The following is a 16,529-nucleotide window of genomic DNA, read 5'->3' on the forward strand; positions in this document are numbered from 1 at the left end:
CCCCACGGCACGGCGATGTTCGCGAACTCGACGAACCAGGTCGTCTGGCCCATCCACAGGAACATCGACTCCAGCGGGTTCCCGTTCGCACCAGCCGCGTGCACCAGGTAGCCGCTCGAATCGAACGGCTTGACGATCTTGTCCCAGCCAGCGTGCAGGAACGCATACCCCATCATGAGCCGCAGCGACAGCACGAACCACGCACTCAGGCTGTGTGCCTTCCCCGTGACGTGGATACCACCGAGTCTGCTTTCGAACGTGTTGCTTCCGGACTTGAGTTCGTTGGTTGCCATTGTGATCGTCCTCTTACACCTGAACAGACGCCCCACCACAACATATAAAGAGAACGTAATTCTCGGTTCTACAGAACTGAGAACTGGTACCGCGAGAACTGCCCAAACCGATAGACTGCAGCCACCTCAATGTGCAAGTAGTGTGAGAACAGCCCGCACTGTTGGGGATGTCATTCTACGTATCTGAGAACGGTGTAGAGTCAGGTGAACGCCAGCGAGGAGGGACCGGTGACACTCACGAGCGAAGCGACTGGGTGGGGCGGGACTCGAACTCACTCGTAACGAAGTTGCTCGCTGTTCGACTCCCACAGTCACCGCTCGTGTCCTCACTGACGTTCGGACAACGAGCGGAAGGGGCGGGACTCGAACCAGACCGAGACGGTCCGGGGTGCTCGCGTCGCTGCGCTCCCGGGCTGCGGCTCGGAGGGCTCGAATCCCTTTCTCGTTCTCATGGCTCCCTATCGGTCGCCAGAGAACGGAAGGGGCGGGACTCGAACCACGGTCGGACGTGCTCGCTGACGCTGCGCGAGACCTCCCTGATTCGAGTCCCGCAGTCGCCGCTCGTGTCCTCACTGACGTTCGGACAACGAGCGGAAGGGGCGGGACTCGAACCACGCGAAGCCTTGTATTGTCCGTCGTGGACGACGCCACGACGCGCTCTACCCTGAGCTACCCTTCCTCGGCCGTCCCTACTCACCTGACAGCAAAGTACACATTGGTACGCGCGTCGAATGGAACGGTTTTTATCGGCACCCGCCCGAGTGAATTGACGCTATGAACGTGACACAGGTCTTCCTCGCGACGCTCACCGGGTTCACCGTGGGCGCACTCTTCAAATTCGTCGAGGTCCCCATCCCGGCGCCGCCGAACCTCGCGGGCGTGATGGGCATCGTCGGCATCTTCCTCGGGTTCAAGGCGATGTCGGAGACGGGCGTGACGGTCGGCGACGTGATGCAGGCGCTCGGGCTGGCCTGATACCGGGAAAACGAGAGTCAGTCGAATCGCGGCCCGGGGTCCGTCAGTAAGAGCGGACCTTGGGCTCGTACTTCTTGTTCTCGCCCTCGAGGATGACCGGCCGGTAGAAGATGGTCGGTTCGCCCTCGTGCCACGAGATGAGCGTGTGCTTGAGCCACTCCTCGTCCTTGCGTTCCTGGTGCTCCGCGCGCCAGTGGGCGCCGCGGAACTCCGTGCGGACGAGCGCGCCGAGCGTGATGGTCTCGGCGATGTCGATGAGGTTGCGCGTCTCGATGGTGTGCTGGAGGTCGGTGTTGAACGTGCGCGAGGGGTCCTCGACGTACACGTCCTGGTAGGCCTCGCGGATCTCCCGGATGTCCTTGAGCGCCTGCTTGAGGCCCTCCTCCTCGCGGAAGACGTTGACGTTCTTCGTCATCGTCTTCTGGAGCTTGGCACGGATCTGGGAGTGCTGGATACCCTCGTCCTTCTCCAGCAGGTGGTCCACGCGGTCGCGCTCGGTTTGCACGGCGGCCTCGACGACGCTGTTGGCGTCGGTCGCGACCGCTCCGCCGTCGGCGACGGCGTCGGTCTGCGGGCCGGCCATGCCGACCTCGCCCGGCTGGTAGGGCAGTTCGGTCTCGTCGTACTCGATGTCGCCGCGCTCGCCGGTCTCGATCTCGGCCTCACCGAGGTCGGCGCCGGCGGCGTGGCGGCCGGCGCGGGCGCCGAAGACGATGAGCTCGGGCAGCGCGTTGCCGCCGAGGCGGTTGGCACCGTGGACGGAGACACACGCGGTCTCGCCGGCCGCGTAGAGGCCGTCGATGCAGGTGTGGCCGTTCTCGTCGGTCTCGATACCACCCATCTCGTAGTGCTGGCCGGGCTTGACCGGCATCGGCTCCTTGAGCCCGTCGACGCCCTCGAAGTCCTCCGCGAGGTGGAGGATGTTCTCGAGGCGGTCGACGATGCGCTCCTCGCCGAGGTGGCGCATGTCGAGCATGACGTACTCGTCCTCGAAGCCGCGGCCCTCGTTGACCTCGGTCAGCTCGGCGCGCGAGACGACGTCGCGGGAGGCGAGCTCCCCGTCGTTCTTCGCGTAGCCGTACTCGAACATGAAGCGCTCACCGTCGGCGTTGTAGAGGATACCACCCTCGCCGCGGACACCCTCGGAGATGAGGACGCCCGTGCTGGGCAGGGTGGTCGGGTGGAACTGGACGAACTCCATGTCCTCCAGCGGGACGCCCGCGCGGTAGGCCATCGCGTAGCCGTCACCGGTACAGGCGACCGCGTTGGTCGTGTGGTCGAACGCCTGGCCGGGGCCGCCGGTCGCGAGGATGACCCCGTTGTTGGCCTTGAAGCCCGCGATCTCGCCGGACTTGACGTCGTAGCCCACGAGGCCGTGACAGCTCCGGTCCTCGGGCGTCTCCTCGTCCGTGACGGCGAGGTTCATCACGTACCACTCGTCGTACACCTCGATACCTCGCTTGACGACCTGCTCGTACATCGTGTGGAGCAGGTGGTGGCCCGTCTCGGCACCGGCGTAGGTGGTGCGCGGGAACGACAGGCCACCGAAGGGGCGCTGGGAGACGCGGCCGTCGTCCTCGCGGGAGAACGGCATGCCCCAGTGTTCGATCTGGAAGACCTCGTCGGGGGCGTCCTGCGCCAGCGTCTCGATGGCGGGCGCGTCACCGAGGTAGTCCGAGCCCTTCATCGTGTCGTAGGCGTGCAGCTCCCAGTCGTCGCCCTCGCGAAGGGCCGCGTTGATGCCACCCTCCGCCGCGCCGGTGTGCGAGCGGACCGGGTGGAGTTTCGTGACGATCGCCACGTCTGCACCTTCTTCGTGGGCGGCGATGGCGGCGCGGAGGCCCGCTCCGCCGCCGCCGACCACGAGCACGTCGTGTTCGTACATTGTTATCGTATCACCAGAATTTCAGGTTCTGCTTGACTGCTTCGCGCTTGAGCTCCTGGATGTGCTCGGTCAGCGGGATGTCCTTGGGACAGACCTCGGTACAGGAGAACTGGGTCTGGCACCGCCAGACGCCGTGTTCCTGCTCGAGGATGCGCAGTCGGTGTTCTTTCAGCTCTTCCTCGTTCTCGCGTTCGTCCATGTAGAACCGGTAGGCCTTGTTGATAGCCGCCGGCCCGAGGTACTCGTTGTCACCGGCCGCGATGTTACACGAGGACATGCATGCACCGCACCAGATGCAACGGGTGGACATCTTGACCTTCTCGCGGTTCTCACGGGTCTGGTGTTGCTCCTCGCCCGAGGGTACGTCCTCCGACTGGAAATACGGCTCGACCGCGTGCATCTGGTCGTAGAAGTGCTGCATGTCGACGACCAGGTCCTTGACGACCTCCTGGTGGGGCAGGGGCTCGATGCGGACCGGCTCTTCCATCTCCGAGAGCTGGGTCTTGCAGCACAGGCGCTGGCGGCCGTTGACGAACATCGCGTCGGAGCCACAGACCGCCTGCCGGCAGGAGTGCCGGAACGTCAGCGACGAGTCGTAGTGGTCCCGGGCGTACATGAGCGCGTCGAGGACGGTCATGCCCTTCCGGTACGGGACGTAGAAGTCGTCGAAGCGCGGCTCCTGCTTGCCCTCGACCTCGGGGTCGTAGCGGAAGACCTTGAGGTGGACCGCGTTCTCGGCCGCCTCGAGGTCCTCTTTGGCCTGCTTCTCCGCGTCGCGGAACGCCTTCTTGCGCGCCTTCTCGGCCATCCGCTCGTCCTGGTGCGGCTTGCCGCTCGGTTCGACCTCGCTCTCTTCCGTCTCCGTGTCTGGCAGTTGCGTACTCATGTTAGAGGAACCCGTTCATGACGAGTGCGACTCTGGTGCCCTGGACGACCAGCAGCAGGCCGGCGAGGGCCAGTACGCCCTTGACGGCCGTCTTCGCACTCCCGCTGATGCCCTGGTTGACGAGCGCGTTGTAGACGCCGTTGACGCCGTGGAACGTCGCCGTCACGAGGAACAGCCACATCGTCGCGAAGTAGCCGAGGTCCTGCATGCGGGCCGTCGTCCCGGCGAAGGTGATCTCGAACGCGTGGTGGTAGAAGTGGAGCAGGAAGAAGTGGAACGCGAGCACCACCACGAGGAAGGCGGCCGTGATGCGCTGGAACAGCCAGCCCCAGCCGCCGCGCTCGAAGGAGGTCGGTGCGCCCGCCATCTCAGGCACCCCCCAGTCCCGCCATGAAGGTCGGGACGCTCGCGATGATGATGACGCCCGTCAGCACCAGCGACGCGTAGAACGTCTTGTCCTGCGATTCGAGCCCGATGCCGAGGTCGACCAGCAGCAAGCGGATGCCGTTGAGGATGTGGAACACGGCGACCGCCAGCAGTCCGACCTCGAGCAGGCGGACGACGAAGATGCTCTCGAGCGCCATCAGCGTCGTCGAGTAGACGTCCTCGCCCGCAGCGATTGTACTTGCCGACGCCGACGACGCCTCGATGGCGGTGCTCAGCACGGCGATGTGGGTGAACAGGTACCCGATGAGAACCCATCCCGTGAACTTGTGGAATATCCACGCCCACATCCCGGCCGAGAACTCCTTCCACCGACTGAAGTCCTCGATAAGACCGCGATTGTAAGACTGACTCATACTCTCGTCCGGAGGGTTGGATTGTGCAGTTATAGTAGTTACGTAAGCGAGGTACAACGCCGGTATGTCTCAGGCCATCTCGGCGGGGGTGTCCGGCGGTGCGGACTGTTCGCTCTCGACCGCGCGCAGGGTCGACTGGTCGAGCTCGACGAGGTGGCACAGCGGGTTCCCGGGGTAGACGACCGGGTTCTCGAGGACGCCCACGAGGACGCCCGTGAACGGGGCGTAGATGGGGTCGTTGTCCGTCTTGAACGGGCTGGTGATGGTGCAGATGCGGTCGCCCTCGTGGACGAGCGACCCGCACTCGAAGTGCATGTCGACGATGCCACCGGCGTCCGCGCGCAGCCACGTCTTCTCGTTGTGGCCCTCGATGATGGTCCGCCAGCCGGGCCAGCGCACCGACTCCGCCTTCAGCAGCCCGTACTCCGCGAGGACGCTCCGGACGCCGTCGAGGGCGCGGTCGATGAGGTGGCGCTGGAAGCGGTGGGCCTCGCCCATCTCGATGGTGATGGTCGGGATGCCGACGTCGGAGGCCTCCCGTCGCAGGGTTCCCTCCGGCCCCTCGCTGGAGATGATGACGTTCGAGGCGAACGCGCGCGCCAGCCGCGACACGTCGGGGTCGTCCATGTCGGCGCGGACGTGGAGCATGTTGGTTCGCCCGCGGGTCGACGTGTGGAGGTCGACGCCGAGGTCGCAGGGCTCGATGAAGTTCGTGAAGATGCGGTGGGCCATCCGCTTCGCGCTGGTCGAGTCGTCCCGGCCGGGGAACGACCGGTTGAGGTCGCGATCGTAGATGGGGAGGTAGCGCTGCTGGGCGAGGAAGCCGGGGACGTTCAGCACGGGGAGACAGACGAGACAGCCGTGCAGTTCGTCCAGCGGCCACTCGTGGGCCACCTCGCGGACGACCTCGATGCCGTTGAGTTCGTCGCCGTGGGCCGCCGCGGAGAGGAAGACGGTCGGCCCGGGGTGTTCGCCGTTGATGATGGTGACCGGGATGCGGACCGGGTCACCGAGATACGTCTCGCTGATACCGTAGCGGATGTTCGCCGACTCGCCGGGGTCCACCTTCCCACCGATGTAGGTGAACGCCTCGTTCGTGTCGGTCGAATCCTCCTCGCTGCTCATACAGAGTCTCCGGGGGCACGCTATAAAGGCGTGTGCGTGTCGCCTCGCAGTACAGGTTGCTGGACCGGGTCGCGAATCACGGGCCGGAGCCCAGAATCGTGGGTCGACCATTAAGAGCGTGCCAGTCCTACATCCGGGTATGGAGGTACGTGAAGCGACCCAAGCGGACGCCGAGACGATTCGAGACATCGCCAGCCGGTCCATGCACGCGTCGTACGAGAGCTTCCTCGACGCCGAGGTCATCGACCAGGCCATCGCGGAGTGGTACGACCACGAGGAACTCCACGACCAGCTCGACGACGACAACGTCATCCTGCTCGTCGCCGAAGACGGCGGCGAGGTCGTCGGTTTCTCCCAGAGCGAACTCCTCGCCAGGGAGTCGGTCGATGGGCGCATCACCTGGCTCCACGTCGACCCCGACGCACGCGACCGCGGCATCGGCTCGCGGCTGCTCGTCCGCACGCAGGAGGAGTTGCTCGACCACGGGGCTGAGCGCATCTCCAGTGCCGTCCTCGCGGGCAACGAGTTCGGCAACGAGTTCTACGACGGCCACGGCTACGAGATGGTCGGCGACCGCGTCGTCGAGATCGGCGAGAGCGAGTTCCGCGAGAACGTCTGGCGGAAGGTCGACGGCGAGGAGGTGCCGGAGTGGGAGACGCTCGACCCCTTCGAGACCGAGGACGGCACGGTCTACGTCAGCTACAGCGAGGCGGCCCGCGGCTCGCAGGGGCCGTTCTACCAGGCCTACAGCGACGACGACCGCGACCGCAAGTACGGCTGGTTCTGTGGCGCCTGCCAGTCCTTCGAGAACGCGATGAGCACGATGGGCGAGGTCGTCTGCAACGAGTGCGGGAACCGCCGGAAGCCGACGCGGTGGGACGCCGCCTACCTCTGAATCCGGTACCGCCGGTGTGTGGCCGCCAGAGGCCTGTTGGCGACTCACATCCGTCCTCGTGACTGGCAACGTTTTTGGCGTGGGCGTGAGTTGACGGTGGTATGGATGATACTTCTGACAGCGTGCGCGTAGGGGTGCTAAGCCTTCACAACAGCAAGGAGTCGAAGGCGATCTGCAACGCCGTCGAGGAACTCGGCCACCAGCCGGAGTGGCTGCGCGAGCAGAACACCACGGTCCGTATCAAGGAGGGGGGCGTGACCCTGGAGCCGGACGTCGACGTCATCGCGAACCGGATGCTGCTCTCGAACACCGAACAGCCCTGCGAGGAACTCGGACTCGCGAACACGCTCAACAGCCTCCGACCGATGCTGAACGAGCCGCCGGCGACGCTCCGGGCGACACACAAGATCGCGACCGCCGCTGCGCTGTCGGACAACGGCATCCGCGTCCCCGAGGCGTTCCTCGCGCTCGACGGCGAGAACCTCAACGCCGTCCGCGACGAGTTCGGCGAGGAGGCCGTCTACAAGACCGCCATCGGGACCCACGGCGGCGGGACCTGGAAGGTCGGCCCCGACGAGCGCGTCAACGCCAAGGTCGGCAACCGCTACGCGTTCCTGCAGAAGCTCATCGACCGCGACGGCGAGCGCCACCGTGACATCCGCGTCTACGTCGTCGGCGACCAGGTCGTCGGTGCGATGTACCGCTACGCACCGGACAACGACTGGCGGACCAACGTCGCGCTCGGCGGCGAGGTGCAGGACGCGACCGAGGAACTCCCCGAGAAGGTCCGCAAGATCGCCAAGCGCTCGGCCGACATCGTCGGCCTCGACTACGCCGGCGTGGACATCGTCGAGGGCGACAACGGCTGGTACGTCCTCGAGGTCAACCCGACGGCCGGGTTCAAGGGCCTCTACCAGGCGACGAACCGCTCGCCGGCGCCGTACATCGCGAAGCTCGCCATCGAGAAGGCCGGCGGCGACGTCGACGAGGAGCGCGTCCGCGAACTCTCGGCGACGCTCGACGACTCCTGGCCGTCCTGCGCGCCGCGCGAGCGCACCGAGATGCCCGACAAGCCGGTCGTCGTCGGCTACACCGAGCAGGTCGTCGTCTCCGGGACCTCCGACTCGAAGACCGTTATGGCGAAGTCCGACACCGGCGCGACCCGCACGTCCATCGACACCGGGCTGGCGGCCGACATCGGCGCCGGGCCCATCAAGTCGGTCATGCGTGTGAAGTCCGGCAGCCTGAAACAGGGCAAGTCCCGTCCGGTCGTCGACCTCGTGGTCGGCGTCGGCGGCCAGCAGCACACCGTCACCGCCAGCGTCGAGGACCGCAGCCACATGGACTACCCGGTGCTCCTCGGCCGTGACATCCTGAAGAACTACCAGGTCGACGTCTCCAAGCGCGCCGACAAGGCGAACGAGGACGAGCGCGAGGAAGAGGAAGAGGTCCTCGAGTAGGCCCCGCGTTCGCTCGTTCTGTTCTGCGGCTCTCGCCGGTGTGGTTCGTGCGTCTCGTCCGTGTCTCGCTGTACTACTCCCCCTCCCCGAGCAGCGGCGGCTCCGCGTCGACCCCGAGCTGGTGCTGGTTGTCGCGCAGGTAGTGGACGCCGCCCGCCACGGTGACCGCGACCGCGAACAGGCCCGCCCACGCGAGGCCGGGGACCCCGTCGAAGGGGACGAGGCCGAGGCCCGCGAGCGCGGTGAGCGCGAGACAGAGCCCGCCGAGGCCGAGGTAGAACTGGCTCCACGAGAGCTCGTTCTCCGGGACGACGTCGAGGTACACGTCGAGGTCGTGGCAGGCATCGGTCAGCGTGATGGTGCCCTGGGACGCGTCGTAGTCGACGAGGCCCGCGTCGGCGAGTTTCGGCAGGTGCGTCTGGTGGAGCGCGATGTAGACGCGCTTTCGTTCACTCGAGGAGACCATGTCGATGGGCTCGTCGTTCTCCCACGCTGCGAGCTGGCGCGAGACCTCGCGTTTGGTCGCGGTCTCGTCGTCTTTCTGCAGCAGGTAGTGTAGCGTCTGGCGGCGGCGGCGGTTCGAGAGGACCTCGAATACCTCCTCCTTCGACGGTCCCGACTCCTCGGACGATTCGTCTGGTAGTGGTGTGATCGCTTGCTTCGTTGCCATTGTCCCCATTCCCCCCTGATAACCGAGTGGGTACGTGACACACAACGCGGCCATAACTCTTAATTAACCGGGTTTAGTATTCCGGGCGGCTGATGGTTCTGCCGTTCCGAGAATTCGGGTAGGAACGGCGAAACGGATGCTAGGGGACCGTTACCTGCGGTCTGGCTCCTGCCTACCTGTCGTTACGCTCACGCCAGCAGCCCGAGCGTCCCGGTCGCCCAGTCGACGAGCCACAGGGTCACCATCCCGACGGCGATGGTCGCGAGCACGTCCTCGGTCCGCCACGCGACCGCCGCGGCGACCGCGCCGGCGACGACCTTCGCGGGGTCGTAGGCGAGCGCGAACCCGCCGGTCCCCAGGCCACTTCCCGCAGGACCGACCGTCTCTAGTGCGACGATACTCGGGACCACCAGCGCCGCGAGCACCGCCGCCGGCACGAGCCGGAGCACGGACTCGACCCGGTCCGGGACGTCCTGGATGCGCCCGAGCAGCAGGATGAACGAGAACCGGATGGCGAACGTCCCGACACCGGCGACGACGATGACCGCCCAGACGGCCGCCGAGTCGTACCCCGTCACGGTTCGGCCCCCTCCCGCGCGGCGTCGTGGTCGCCGCCGGTGTCGGGCTCGGTGTCCGTGTCGCTGCGCCAGTCGTAGAGCGTGCCGACCGTGAGCGCGAGCACGGCCGAGACGACCAGGCCGAGGTCGTAGGGGAGCGCGGCCGCCGGAATCGCGATGGCCCCCGCGACGAGCGCGACGAGTTCGGTCGTCCGGTCCGAGAGCGCCGGGAACAGCAGGGCCATGAACGTGAGTGGGATGGCGAACTCGAGCGAGAGCCCGGCGGGGACGCTCGCGCCGAGGGCGACCCCGGCGACGGTCGTGACCTGCCAGACGACCCAGAGGGTGAACGCAGCACCGAGGTAGTACCACTTCCGGCTGCGCTCCCCGGGGTCGGTCTGGCGGTACTCGGTGACCGAGAGGGCGTACGCCTGGTCGGTGAGGACGTAGGCACACAGCGCCTTCCACCGGAGGGCGAACCGGCGGAAGTGCGGCGCGATGGAGACGCTGTACATCATCATCCGCAGGTTGATGACGAGGACGGTGACGACGATGATCGCGAGGGGGGCGTCGCGGCCGAACAGCTCGATCGCGGCCAGCTGGGACGCCCCGGCGAAGACGACGACCGACAACCCGACCGCGTGCAGGGGGTCGAGCCCGGCCTCGACCGCGCTCACCCCCGCGATGAGCCCGAAGGGGACGATGCCGAGGAGCATCGGGACGACGGCCCGCACCCCGGCGAGCAGGTCCGCGCGGTTGCTCACCGGTAGGTCACCTCGGTCGGTCCTGCGTGCCGTGCTGGGCGTGGCTGTCGCATCTACTCCGTGGCATCCACCCGACGACAATAGTTCGTCCGCTTCCGGCGACGGGAGCCGGTATGGCGCGCTTCTTCGGGGGGTCGCTATCGCCCCGGCCGCGTCAGTCGACGACCCGCCAGAGGTACCGGCTGGCGTAGCTCCGGTACGGCCGCCAGCGCTCTGCGGTCTCGACCATCTCGGCCCGCGTCGCCTCGCCGTAGAGTTCCTCCATGCCGCGGCGGATGCCGAGGTCCTCGACCGGGAAGACGTCCTCGCGGCCGAGACAGAAGATGAGGAACATCTTCGCCGTCCAGTCGCCGATACCGGTTATCTCGGTGAGTTCGGCCATCACGGTGTCGTCGTCCAGGGCGTGCAGGCGCTCGACCGAGAGCCCGTCCTCGAAGCGCTCGGCGACGTTCCGGATGTACCGGCGCTTCTGGCTCGACAGCCCCACGTCCGCCAGCGCGTCCTCGTCGGCCGCGAGCAGGGCCTCGGGCGTCACCGCGAACCGGTCGAACAGGCGCTCGCGGATGGCCGCGGCGGACTCGACCGACAGCTGCTGGTTCACGATGGAGACGACCAGTCGCTCGAACGGGTCGGGATGCGGTTCGACCGACAGTTCGCCGTGCTCGTCGACCAGCGGCCCGATGTCGGGGTCTGTACGCAGGAACTCGTGCGGGTCGGCGTCGGACACGTGCGGTTGCAGGACCCCCGGCGGATTAAAGCACGCGCTGTCGGGCGGCGGCTCCGACGAAGAGAAGGAACGGTGCGCCTGCCGCTACAGCCCGCGACCCTCGATGACCTCGACGAGGACCGCCTTGCCGGCGCTCGTGCTGTCGTCGAACTCTTCGACGCGGACCACGACTCGTTCGTCGACGAGTCGCTCGGGGTCGTCGACCCCCTGCACGTACAGTTCGGAGTCGCCGATGCGCAAGAGCGCCTCGCCGTTACGGGCGTCGCTGACGAACCCGGTCACCTCCTCGCCCTGTCCGAACGAGGGGGTGCGGGTCCGGAAGCCGACGCCGGCCAGCAGTGAGGAGAGCAGGCTCATACGCGCTGCACCTCCGCGGACTGGCGGTCGTGGACGTACTCACGGCCGTAGCCGGTCCACGCGGCGACGATGAACACCGCCACGAGGAACCAGCCGTGGAAGACGTACGGCCAGACGCTGACCGGGTTGACGACCATCTCCTGGGTGAACCACGGGATGGACTGGGTCAGGCTCGTCATCGCCCCGTACCCGGCGAGCAGGCCGCCGCCCCACGGGAAGATGTACCCGAGGGCGGAGGTGTTCGCGTCGAGGATGTTCGCGCGCCGGTAGCCGTTCAGGTTGAAGCGGCCACCGAGCTTCGCGATGTACGGCGCGATGGCGATCTCGGCCGCGGTGTTGATGGTGATCATCCCGTTGACGAGCGCGGTGCCCATGACCATCGTGACCTCCGCCTTGCGGACCGAGGTCGCGACGGAGCCGATGAGGAAGTCGAGGATGGCCTCGAAGCCGCCGCCGCGGATCATGATCTCCGCGCCGGCGACGATGAGCAGCGTCAGGACGATGAGCGGGAAGAACCCGATCGCCCCGTTGTAGAGCGCGCCGCCGACCGCGACGGACTGGTCGGGGCCGGCGATCTGGACGAACGGAAGCCAGGTGAAGCTCGAGGCCAGGCTCGTCTCGGCGGGCGCGTAGAACACGATGATGTCCGAGACGGTCGAGAGCCCGAGCAGGAGGTTCGCCGTGATGGCGGTCACGAGCCCCCAGGTGACGGCCTCGACGATGTGCCGGCCGCGGATGGCCGTCCCGATGACCACGCCCATCGAGACGAGGTGGACCAGGCCGACCGCGTTGGCCTGCTCGGCGAGGCTCGTCCCCGCCCCGGTCACGTCGATACCGGCCATCGACAGGCCGGCGAAGACGTACGCGACGAACGCGAACGCCGCCGCGACGAGCGCGTACTTGAGGCGCGAGGAGACCACGCCGCCGATGTCTGCGTCCTGCGTGACCGCACTCACGATGGTCGTGTCCGAGACCGGCGCGAGGTTGTCGCCGAACACCGCCCCCGAGAGGATGGCGGCGAACAGCAGCGTCGGGTTGGCCCCGAGCAGGATGCCGGCCGGGAACACGACGGTCGTGAACGTGATCGCGGTCCCGTAGCCGGTGCCGATACCGGTCGCGAGCAGCGCGGCGAGCACGAACGTCACCGCCGGGAAGAGGCTGCCGGCGACCCCGGTCACGTCGGCGGCCCAGACGAGGCCGTTCACGAACTGCCCTGCCTGCAGGACGTTCGCGAACATCCCGGCCCAGAGCCAGGCGACGACCGCGGTCGCGGCCACGCGCTGTGTCATCCCGTCGAAGATGGTGTCCGCGTAGTCTTTCCACGAGCCCTTCACCAGGAACAGCCCGGCGATGAGGCCGAACAACATCCCGATGACGAGTCCCTGCGTGTCCCCGATGCCGAGCACGCCGCTCTGGAAGATGGCCCAGGCGACGAAGACGGCGAGCGGGACCGCACTCGCGGCACGCCCGCCGTAGAACGAGAGCGACGGCGGGTTCGATTCAGCACTGTCGTCTAACGATTCCATCTCTGCCATCGGGCGTGGGGAGATTATCACTCAGTATAAAACCACACAAAGTGACTGAGGAATATCTGTGTGTCTTACTGTTGCTCCCAGTCAGACCCGTCAGAACGGTCGAGGGTGTCCCCTGTGCCAGATTCAGAGCGTGTACTGGATTTCAGAATCCGAATACTTCGGTGCTATCCCATAGCGCCCGACCATTCTCGACCCTAATTTTAGCCACGGTCGGGGCGAGCCGGTATCGATTCGAAACAGAGAGAAACAAAGCAGATGGTCGTCGGTGCGGGCCCGGCGATGGCCCGTCACACCGCCGCGCCTAGAAGCCCTTGCCGAGCAGCTCGCGGGCGATGATGTTCTTCTGGATCTCGGTCGTCCCCTCGTAGATCTGCGTGATCTTCGCGTCGCGGTAGAACCGCTCGACGGGGAAGTCGTTCACGTAGCCGGCGCCACCGTGGATCTGGACGGCCTCGTCGGCCACGGAGACGGCGACGTTGGAGGCGAACTCCTTCGCCATCGAGGCGAGCATCGTGATGTCCTCGCCCTGGTCGACGTTCCAGGCGGCCTTGTAGGTCAGGTTGCGCGCCGCCTCGGTCTTCGTGTGCATCTCGGCGAGCTTGTGCTGGATGGCCTGGAAGTCCGAGATGGGGCGGTCGAACTGCTCGCGCTCCTTGGCGTAGGAGAGGGCGGCCTCGCTGGCACCCTTCGCGATACCGACGCCCTGTGCGGCGACGGCGGTCCGGGTCTCGTCGAAGAACTGCATCTGCTGGAGGAAGCCCATGCCGCGGGTCCCGATGAGGTTCTCCTCGGGGACGCGCACGTCGTCGAGGATGAGTTCGGCCGTGTCCGAGGCGCGGATGCCGAGCTTGCCCGTGATCTTCTCGGACTTGAAGCCGTCGCGGTCGGACTCGACGACGATCTGGCTGAAGCCGTTGTAGCGGCCCTCGGCCTCGGGGTCGGTCTGGCAGAGGACGACGTAGTAGTCGCCGATGGACCCGTTCGTGATCCACATCTTGTTGCCGTTGATCACCCACTCGTCGCCGTCCTTCTCGGCCTGCGTGCTCACGGAGGAGACGTCGGAGCCGGTGTCGGGCTCGGAGATGGCCGCACCCATGATGGCCTCACCGGTCGGGATGGGCTCGAGGAATCGCTCCTTCTGGTCCTCGGTCCCGAACTCCATGATGGCGTCCGCGCCGAAGGAGGCGGAGGTGAGACAGAGGCCGATACCGGGGTCGACCGCGAACAGCTCCTCGGTGATGAGGGCCGATTCGAGGTTGCCGTAGTCGGCACCGCCGTACTCGAACGGGATGTGTGCACCGAGCAGGCCCGCGTCCGCGGCCTTCTCCATGATGTCCCACGGGTACTTCTCCTCGACGTCGTACTCCTGGGCCACGGGCTCGATCTCGTTCTCCGCGAACCGTCGAACCTCCTCTTTGATCTGTTTCTGCTCGTCTGTAAGGGCGAAGTCCATAGGAAACTATTAACCGATTCAGGGTTAAAAATCTATGTAACCGCTGATAAACTCGAAAAGCGTTTCTGGTTTGGACAGGGGAAACCTTGAAACGGTTGCCAGTTGTCGGTCCGAACATGGAGTTAGAGGAAATCAACACTATCACAGTTCTTGGTGCAGGCAACATGGGCCACGGCATCGCGGAGGTCGCGGCCCTCGCAGGCTACGACGTCAACCTGCGTGACATCAACGACGAGCTCGTCCAGGACGGGTACGACAAGATCGAGTGGAGCCTGAACAAGCTCGCCGAGAAGGAGACCATCACGCAGGACGACGCCGACGCCGCCATCGACCGCGTGACACCCATCGTCGACCTCGAGGAGGCGGTCCAGGACACGGACTTCGTCATCGAGGCCATCGTCGAGCGCATGGACATCAAGAAGGACGTCTGGGGCGAGGTCGACGAGCACGCCCCCGACCACGCCGTCTTCGCGACGAACACCTCCAGCCTCTCCATCTCGGAGATCGCGACCGCGACCGACCGCGCCGACCAGTTCTGCGGCATGCACTTCTTCAACCCGCCGGTGCGCATGGACCTCGTCGAGGTCATCTCCGGCGCGGAGACGAGCGACGAGACGATGGACGTCACCGAGGACCTCGCCGAGGCGATGGGCAAGACGCCCGTCCGCGTCCGCAAGGACGTCCCCGGCTTCATCGTCAACCGCATCCTCGTCCCCCTGATGAACGAGGCCGCGTGGCTCGTCCACGACGACGTGGCGACCATCGAGGAGGTCGACTCCACGACGAAGTTCGACATCGGCCTCCCGATGGGGAGCTTCGAACTCGCCGACTACGTCGGCATCGACGTCGGCCACCACGTCCTCGACTACATGCACGACGAGCTCGGCGACAAGTACGAGCCGTGTCCGCTCCTCGTCGAGAAGGTCGAGGAGGAGAACCTCGGCCAGAAGACCGGCAAGGGCTTCTACGACTACGAGGACGGCGACGGCGCCGACATCCCGATGGACGAGCACAGCGCGGTCGTCAAGGAGCGCCTGCTCGCGTCGATGGCCAACGAGGTCAGCTACCTCATCGGTGACGACGTGGCCTCCGCGGACGAGATCGACGAGGCCGTCAAGCTCGGCGGGCGCTTCCCGAAGGGCCCGGCCAAGATGGCCGACGAGTACGGCCTCAACAAGCTCCTCTCCGCCCTGAAGTCGGCCTACGACGAGACCGAGCACGCCCGCTACGAGCCCGACGAGCACTTCGAGGGCTTCGTCGAGCAGGGCGGCTTCCGCGGCGGCGCGGGTGCGGAGGCCGACGAGGGCGTAGACTTCGACACGCTCAACATCCACTACCCCGGCGACATGGTCGGCCACATCGAGCTCAACCGGCCCCAGCAGATGAACTCCATCTCGCTGGAGCTCATCGAGGAACTCGACGACGCGCTCGACCTGCTCGAGGACGACGACGACGTGCGCGCCATCCTCATGACCGGCGCGGGCGGCAAGGCGTTCTCCGCCGGTGCCGACTTCATGAGCATCGCAGGCGGCGGCGCGGACCCGCTGGGTGCGGTCGAACTCTCGAAGTACGGCCAGGAGACCTTCGGCCGCCTCGGGACGACCGAGATGCCGGTCGTGGCCGCCATCGACGGCTACTGTCTCGGCGGCGGCATGGAGCTGGCGACCTGCGCCGACATGCGCATCGCGACGACCCGCTCGAACTTCGGCCAGCCCGAGTTCGACCTCGGGCTGCTCCCCGGCTGGGGCGGCACCCAGCGCCTCCAGCGCATCGTCGGCATGGGCCGCGCGAAGGAGATCATCTTCACGACGGACCACTTCGACGCCGAGACGATGCACGACTTCGGCTTCGTGAACGAGGTCGTCGAGCCCGGTGAGTTCGAGGAGAAGGCCCACGAACTCGCCGCCAAGCTCGCCGGTGGCCCGCCCATCGCCATGCGCTACACGAAGCGCGCGATGGCCAAGGGCTGGGACGACACCGACGCCGGCCTCGAGATCGAGAGCATGGGCTTCGGCCACGTCGTCGGCACCGAGGACGTCCACGAGGGCATCAACGCGTTCTTCGGCGACGACGACCCCGAGTTCGAAGGCAAGTAAGCCGCCGGTCGGTTTCGAGTTCTCTTCTTTCGCGCGAGTGTGCCGCCACAG

General features: G+C 66.4%; 16 protein-coding genes, 1 tRNA gene and 1 pseudogene. 4 read left to right on the top strand and 14 right to left on the bottom strand.

Annotated features, from left to right (window positions below):
* Window positions 1-293, bottom strand: a pseudogene (locus tag NOV86_RS22715) (DoxX family protein); the annotation flags it as partial.
* Between the two features lie 591 nt (window positions 294-884).
* Window positions 885-972: transfer RNA gene (locus tag NOV86_RS22720), tRNA-OTHER, on the bottom strand.
* 95 nt (window positions 973-1,067) lie between these two features.
* Here NOV86_RS22720 and NOV86_RS22725 point away from each other — a divergent pair.
* Window positions 1,068-1,268: a XapX domain-containing protein gene (locus NOV86_RS22725; protein WP_267644159.1), complete on the top strand. Its 201-nt coding sequence runs from the start codon at window positions 1,068-1,070 to the stop codon at window positions 1,266-1,268.
* A 43-nt stretch (window positions 1,269-1,311) separates the two neighbouring features.
* Here NOV86_RS22725 and NOV86_RS22730 read toward each other — a convergent pair whose 3' ends face one another.
* The 5 genes from NOV86_RS22730 to NOV86_RS22750 all read right to left on the bottom strand — a co-directional run bounded on the left by NOV86_RS22730 (window position 1,312) and on the right by NOV86_RS22750 (window position 5,964).
* Window positions 1,312-3,153 carry an FAD-binding protein gene (locus NOV86_RS22730; RefSeq protein ID WP_267644160.1) on the bottom strand — a complete coding sequence of 614 codons (1,842 nt, stop codon included), beginning with the start codon at window positions 3,151-3,153 and terminating at the stop codon, window positions 1,312-1,314.
* Window positions 3,154-3,163: 10 nt separating this feature from the next.
* On the bottom strand, window positions 3,164-4,039 hold the full coding sequence (locus NOV86_RS22735) for a succinate dehydrogenase/fumarate reductase iron-sulfur subunit (RefSeq protein WP_267644161.1): 876 nt from the start codon (window positions 4,037-4,039) through the stop codon (window positions 3,164-3,166).
* 1 nt (window position 4,040) lies between these two features.
* Window positions 4,041-4,406: a succinate dehydrogenase hydrophobic membrane anchor subunit gene (locus NOV86_RS22740; RefSeq protein ID WP_267644162.1), complete on the bottom strand. Its 366-nt coding sequence runs from the start codon at window positions 4,404-4,406 to the stop codon at window positions 4,041-4,043.
* A 1-nt stretch (window position 4,407) separates the two neighbouring features.
* Window positions 4,408-4,839, bottom strand: coding sequence for a succinate dehydrogenase, cytochrome b556 subunit (sdhC, locus tag NOV86_RS22745; protein ID WP_267644163.1), 432 nt, complete (start codon window positions 4,837-4,839; stop codon window positions 4,408-4,410).
* Window positions 4,840-4,908: 69 nt separating this feature from the next.
* Window positions 4,909-5,964 (bottom strand): succinylglutamate desuccinylase/aspartoacylase family protein, encoded by a 1,056-nt coding sequence (locus tag NOV86_RS22750; protein WP_267644164.1) that lies wholly within the window; start codon window positions 5,962-5,964, stop codon window positions 4,909-4,911.
* 139 nt (window positions 5,965-6,103) lie between these two features.
* Between NOV86_RS22750 and NOV86_RS22755 the strand changes: the two genes are divergently transcribed.
* Together NOV86_RS22755 and NOV86_RS22760 are read left to right on the top strand one after the other, a co-directional pair.
* Window positions 6,104-6,859, top strand: a complete 756-nt coding sequence (locus tag NOV86_RS22755; protein WP_267644165.1) for a GNAT family N-acetyltransferase — start codon at window positions 6,104-6,106, stop codon at window positions 6,857-6,859.
* A 101-nt stretch (window positions 6,860-6,960) separates the two neighbouring features.
* Window positions 6,961-8,319, top strand: a complete 1,359-nt coding sequence (locus tag NOV86_RS22760) for a RimK family alpha-L-glutamate ligase (protein ID WP_267644166.1) — start codon at window positions 6,961-6,963, stop codon at window positions 8,317-8,319.
* Between the two features lie 73 nt (window positions 8,320-8,392).
* Here the strand turns inward: NOV86_RS22760 and NOV86_RS22765 are convergent, their stop codons facing one another.
* From NOV86_RS22765 to NOV86_RS22795, 7 genes are all read right to left on the bottom strand, one after another.
* Window positions 8,393-8,989: a DUF7344 domain-containing protein gene (locus NOV86_RS22765; RefSeq protein ID WP_267644167.1), complete on the bottom strand. Its 597-nt coding sequence runs from the start codon at window positions 8,987-8,989 to the stop codon at window positions 8,393-8,395.
* Window positions 8,990-9,177: 188 nt separating this feature from the next.
* Entirely contained in the window at window positions 9,178-9,567 is a 390-nt protein-coding gene (locus tag NOV86_RS22770) for an AzlD domain-containing protein (RefSeq protein ID WP_267644168.1), read from the bottom strand.
* Window positions 9,564-10,262, bottom strand: coding sequence for an AzlC family ABC transporter permease (locus NOV86_RS22775; RefSeq protein ID WP_303647915.1), 699 nt, complete (start codon window positions 10,260-10,262; stop codon window positions 9,564-9,566). Before NOV86_RS22775 ends, NOV86_RS22770 begins: the two co-directional genes overlap by 4 nt.
* Window positions 10,263-10,464: 202 nt before the next feature.
* Complete coding sequence (locus NOV86_RS22780) at window positions 10,465-11,037, bottom strand: DNA-3-methyladenine glycosylase family protein (protein WP_267644170.1); 573 nt, start codon at window positions 11,035-11,037, stop codon at window positions 10,465-10,467.
* A gap of 84 nt (window positions 11,038-11,121) precedes the next feature.
* Window positions 11,122-11,394 (bottom strand): DUF7513 family protein, encoded by a 273-nt coding sequence (locus tag NOV86_RS22785; RefSeq protein ID WP_267644171.1) that lies wholly within the window; start codon window positions 11,392-11,394, stop codon window positions 11,122-11,124.
* A complete protein-coding gene (locus tag NOV86_RS22790) occupies window positions 11,391-12,920 on the bottom strand; it encodes a Na+/H+ antiporter NhaC family protein (protein WP_267644172.1) in 1,530 nt (509 codons plus the stop codon). The genes NOV86_RS22785 and NOV86_RS22790 overlap by 4 nt, the downstream gene beginning before the upstream one ends.
* Before the next feature lie 310 nt (window positions 12,921-13,230).
* Window positions 13,231-14,382, bottom strand: coding sequence for an acyl-CoA dehydrogenase family protein (locus tag NOV86_RS22795; RefSeq protein WP_267644173.1), 1,152 nt, complete (start codon window positions 14,380-14,382; stop codon window positions 13,231-13,233).
* A gap of 116 nt (window positions 14,383-14,498) precedes the next feature.
* Here NOV86_RS22795 and NOV86_RS22800 point away from each other — a divergent pair, with 116 nt between their 5' ends.
* Entirely contained in the window at window positions 14,499-16,478 is a 1,980-nt protein-coding gene (locus tag NOV86_RS22800; protein ID WP_267644174.1) for a 3-hydroxyacyl-CoA dehydrogenase/enoyl-CoA hydratase family protein, read from the top strand.
* The last annotated feature ends 51 nt before the right edge of the window (window positions 16,479-16,529 follow it).

It is taken from the genome of Haloarchaeobius amylolyticus, from assembly GCF_026616195.1.
Classification (GTDB): Archaea; Halobacteriota; Halobacteria; order Halobacteriales; family Natrialbaceae; genus Haloarchaeobius; species Haloarchaeobius amylolyticus.

Coding starts and splice junctions, on each gene's coding strand:
- NOV86_RS22725 (WP_267644159.1), top strand. CDS start 1,068: ATGAACGTGACACAGGTCTTCCTCGCGACGCTCACCGGGTTCACCGTG.
- NOV86_RS22730 (WP_267644160.1), bottom strand. CDS start 3,153: ATGTACGAACACGACGTGCTCGTGGTCGGCGGCGGCGGAGCGGGCCTC.
- NOV86_RS22735 (WP_267644161.1), bottom strand. CDS start 4,039: ATGAGTACGCAACTGCCAGACACGGAGACGGAAGAGAGCGAGGTCGAA.
- NOV86_RS22740 (WP_267644162.1), bottom strand. CDS start 4,406: ATGGCGGGCGCACCGACCTCCTTCGAGCGCGGCGGCTGGGGCTGGCTG.
- sdhC (WP_267644163.1), bottom strand. CDS start 4,839: ATGAGTCAGTCTTACAATCGCGGTCTTATCGAGGACTTCAGTCGGTGG.
- NOV86_RS22750 (WP_267644164.1), bottom strand. CDS start 5,964: ATGAGCAGCGAGGAGGATTCGACCGACACGAACGAGGCGTTCACCTAC.
- NOV86_RS22755 (WP_267644165.1), top strand. CDS start 6,104: ATGGAGGTACGTGAAGCGACCCAAGCGGACGCCGAGACGATTCGAGAC.
- NOV86_RS22760 (WP_267644166.1), top strand. CDS start 6,961: ATGGATGATACTTCTGACAGCGTGCGCGTAGGGGTGCTAAGCCTTCAC.
- NOV86_RS22765 (WP_267644167.1), bottom strand. CDS start 8,989: ATGGCAACGAAGCAAGCGATCACACCACTACCAGACGAATCGTCCGAG.
- NOV86_RS22775 (WP_303647915.1), bottom strand. CDS start 10,262: ATGCTCCTCGGCATCGTCCCCTTCGGGCTCATCGCGGGGGTGAGCGCG.
- NOV86_RS22785 (WP_267644171.1), bottom strand. CDS start 11,394: ATGAGCCTGCTCTCCTCACTGCTGGCCGGCGTCGGCTTCCGGACCCGC.
- NOV86_RS22790 (WP_267644172.1), bottom strand. CDS start 12,920: ATGGAATCGTTAGACGACAGTGCTGAATCGAACCCGCCGTCGCTCTCG.
- NOV86_RS22795 (WP_267644173.1), bottom strand. CDS start 14,382: ATGGACTTCGCCCTTACAGACGAGCAGAAACAGATCAAAGAGGAGGTT.
- NOV86_RS22800 (WP_267644174.1), top strand. CDS start 14,499: ATGGAGTTAGAGGAAATCAACACTATCACAGTTCTTGGTGCAGGCAAC.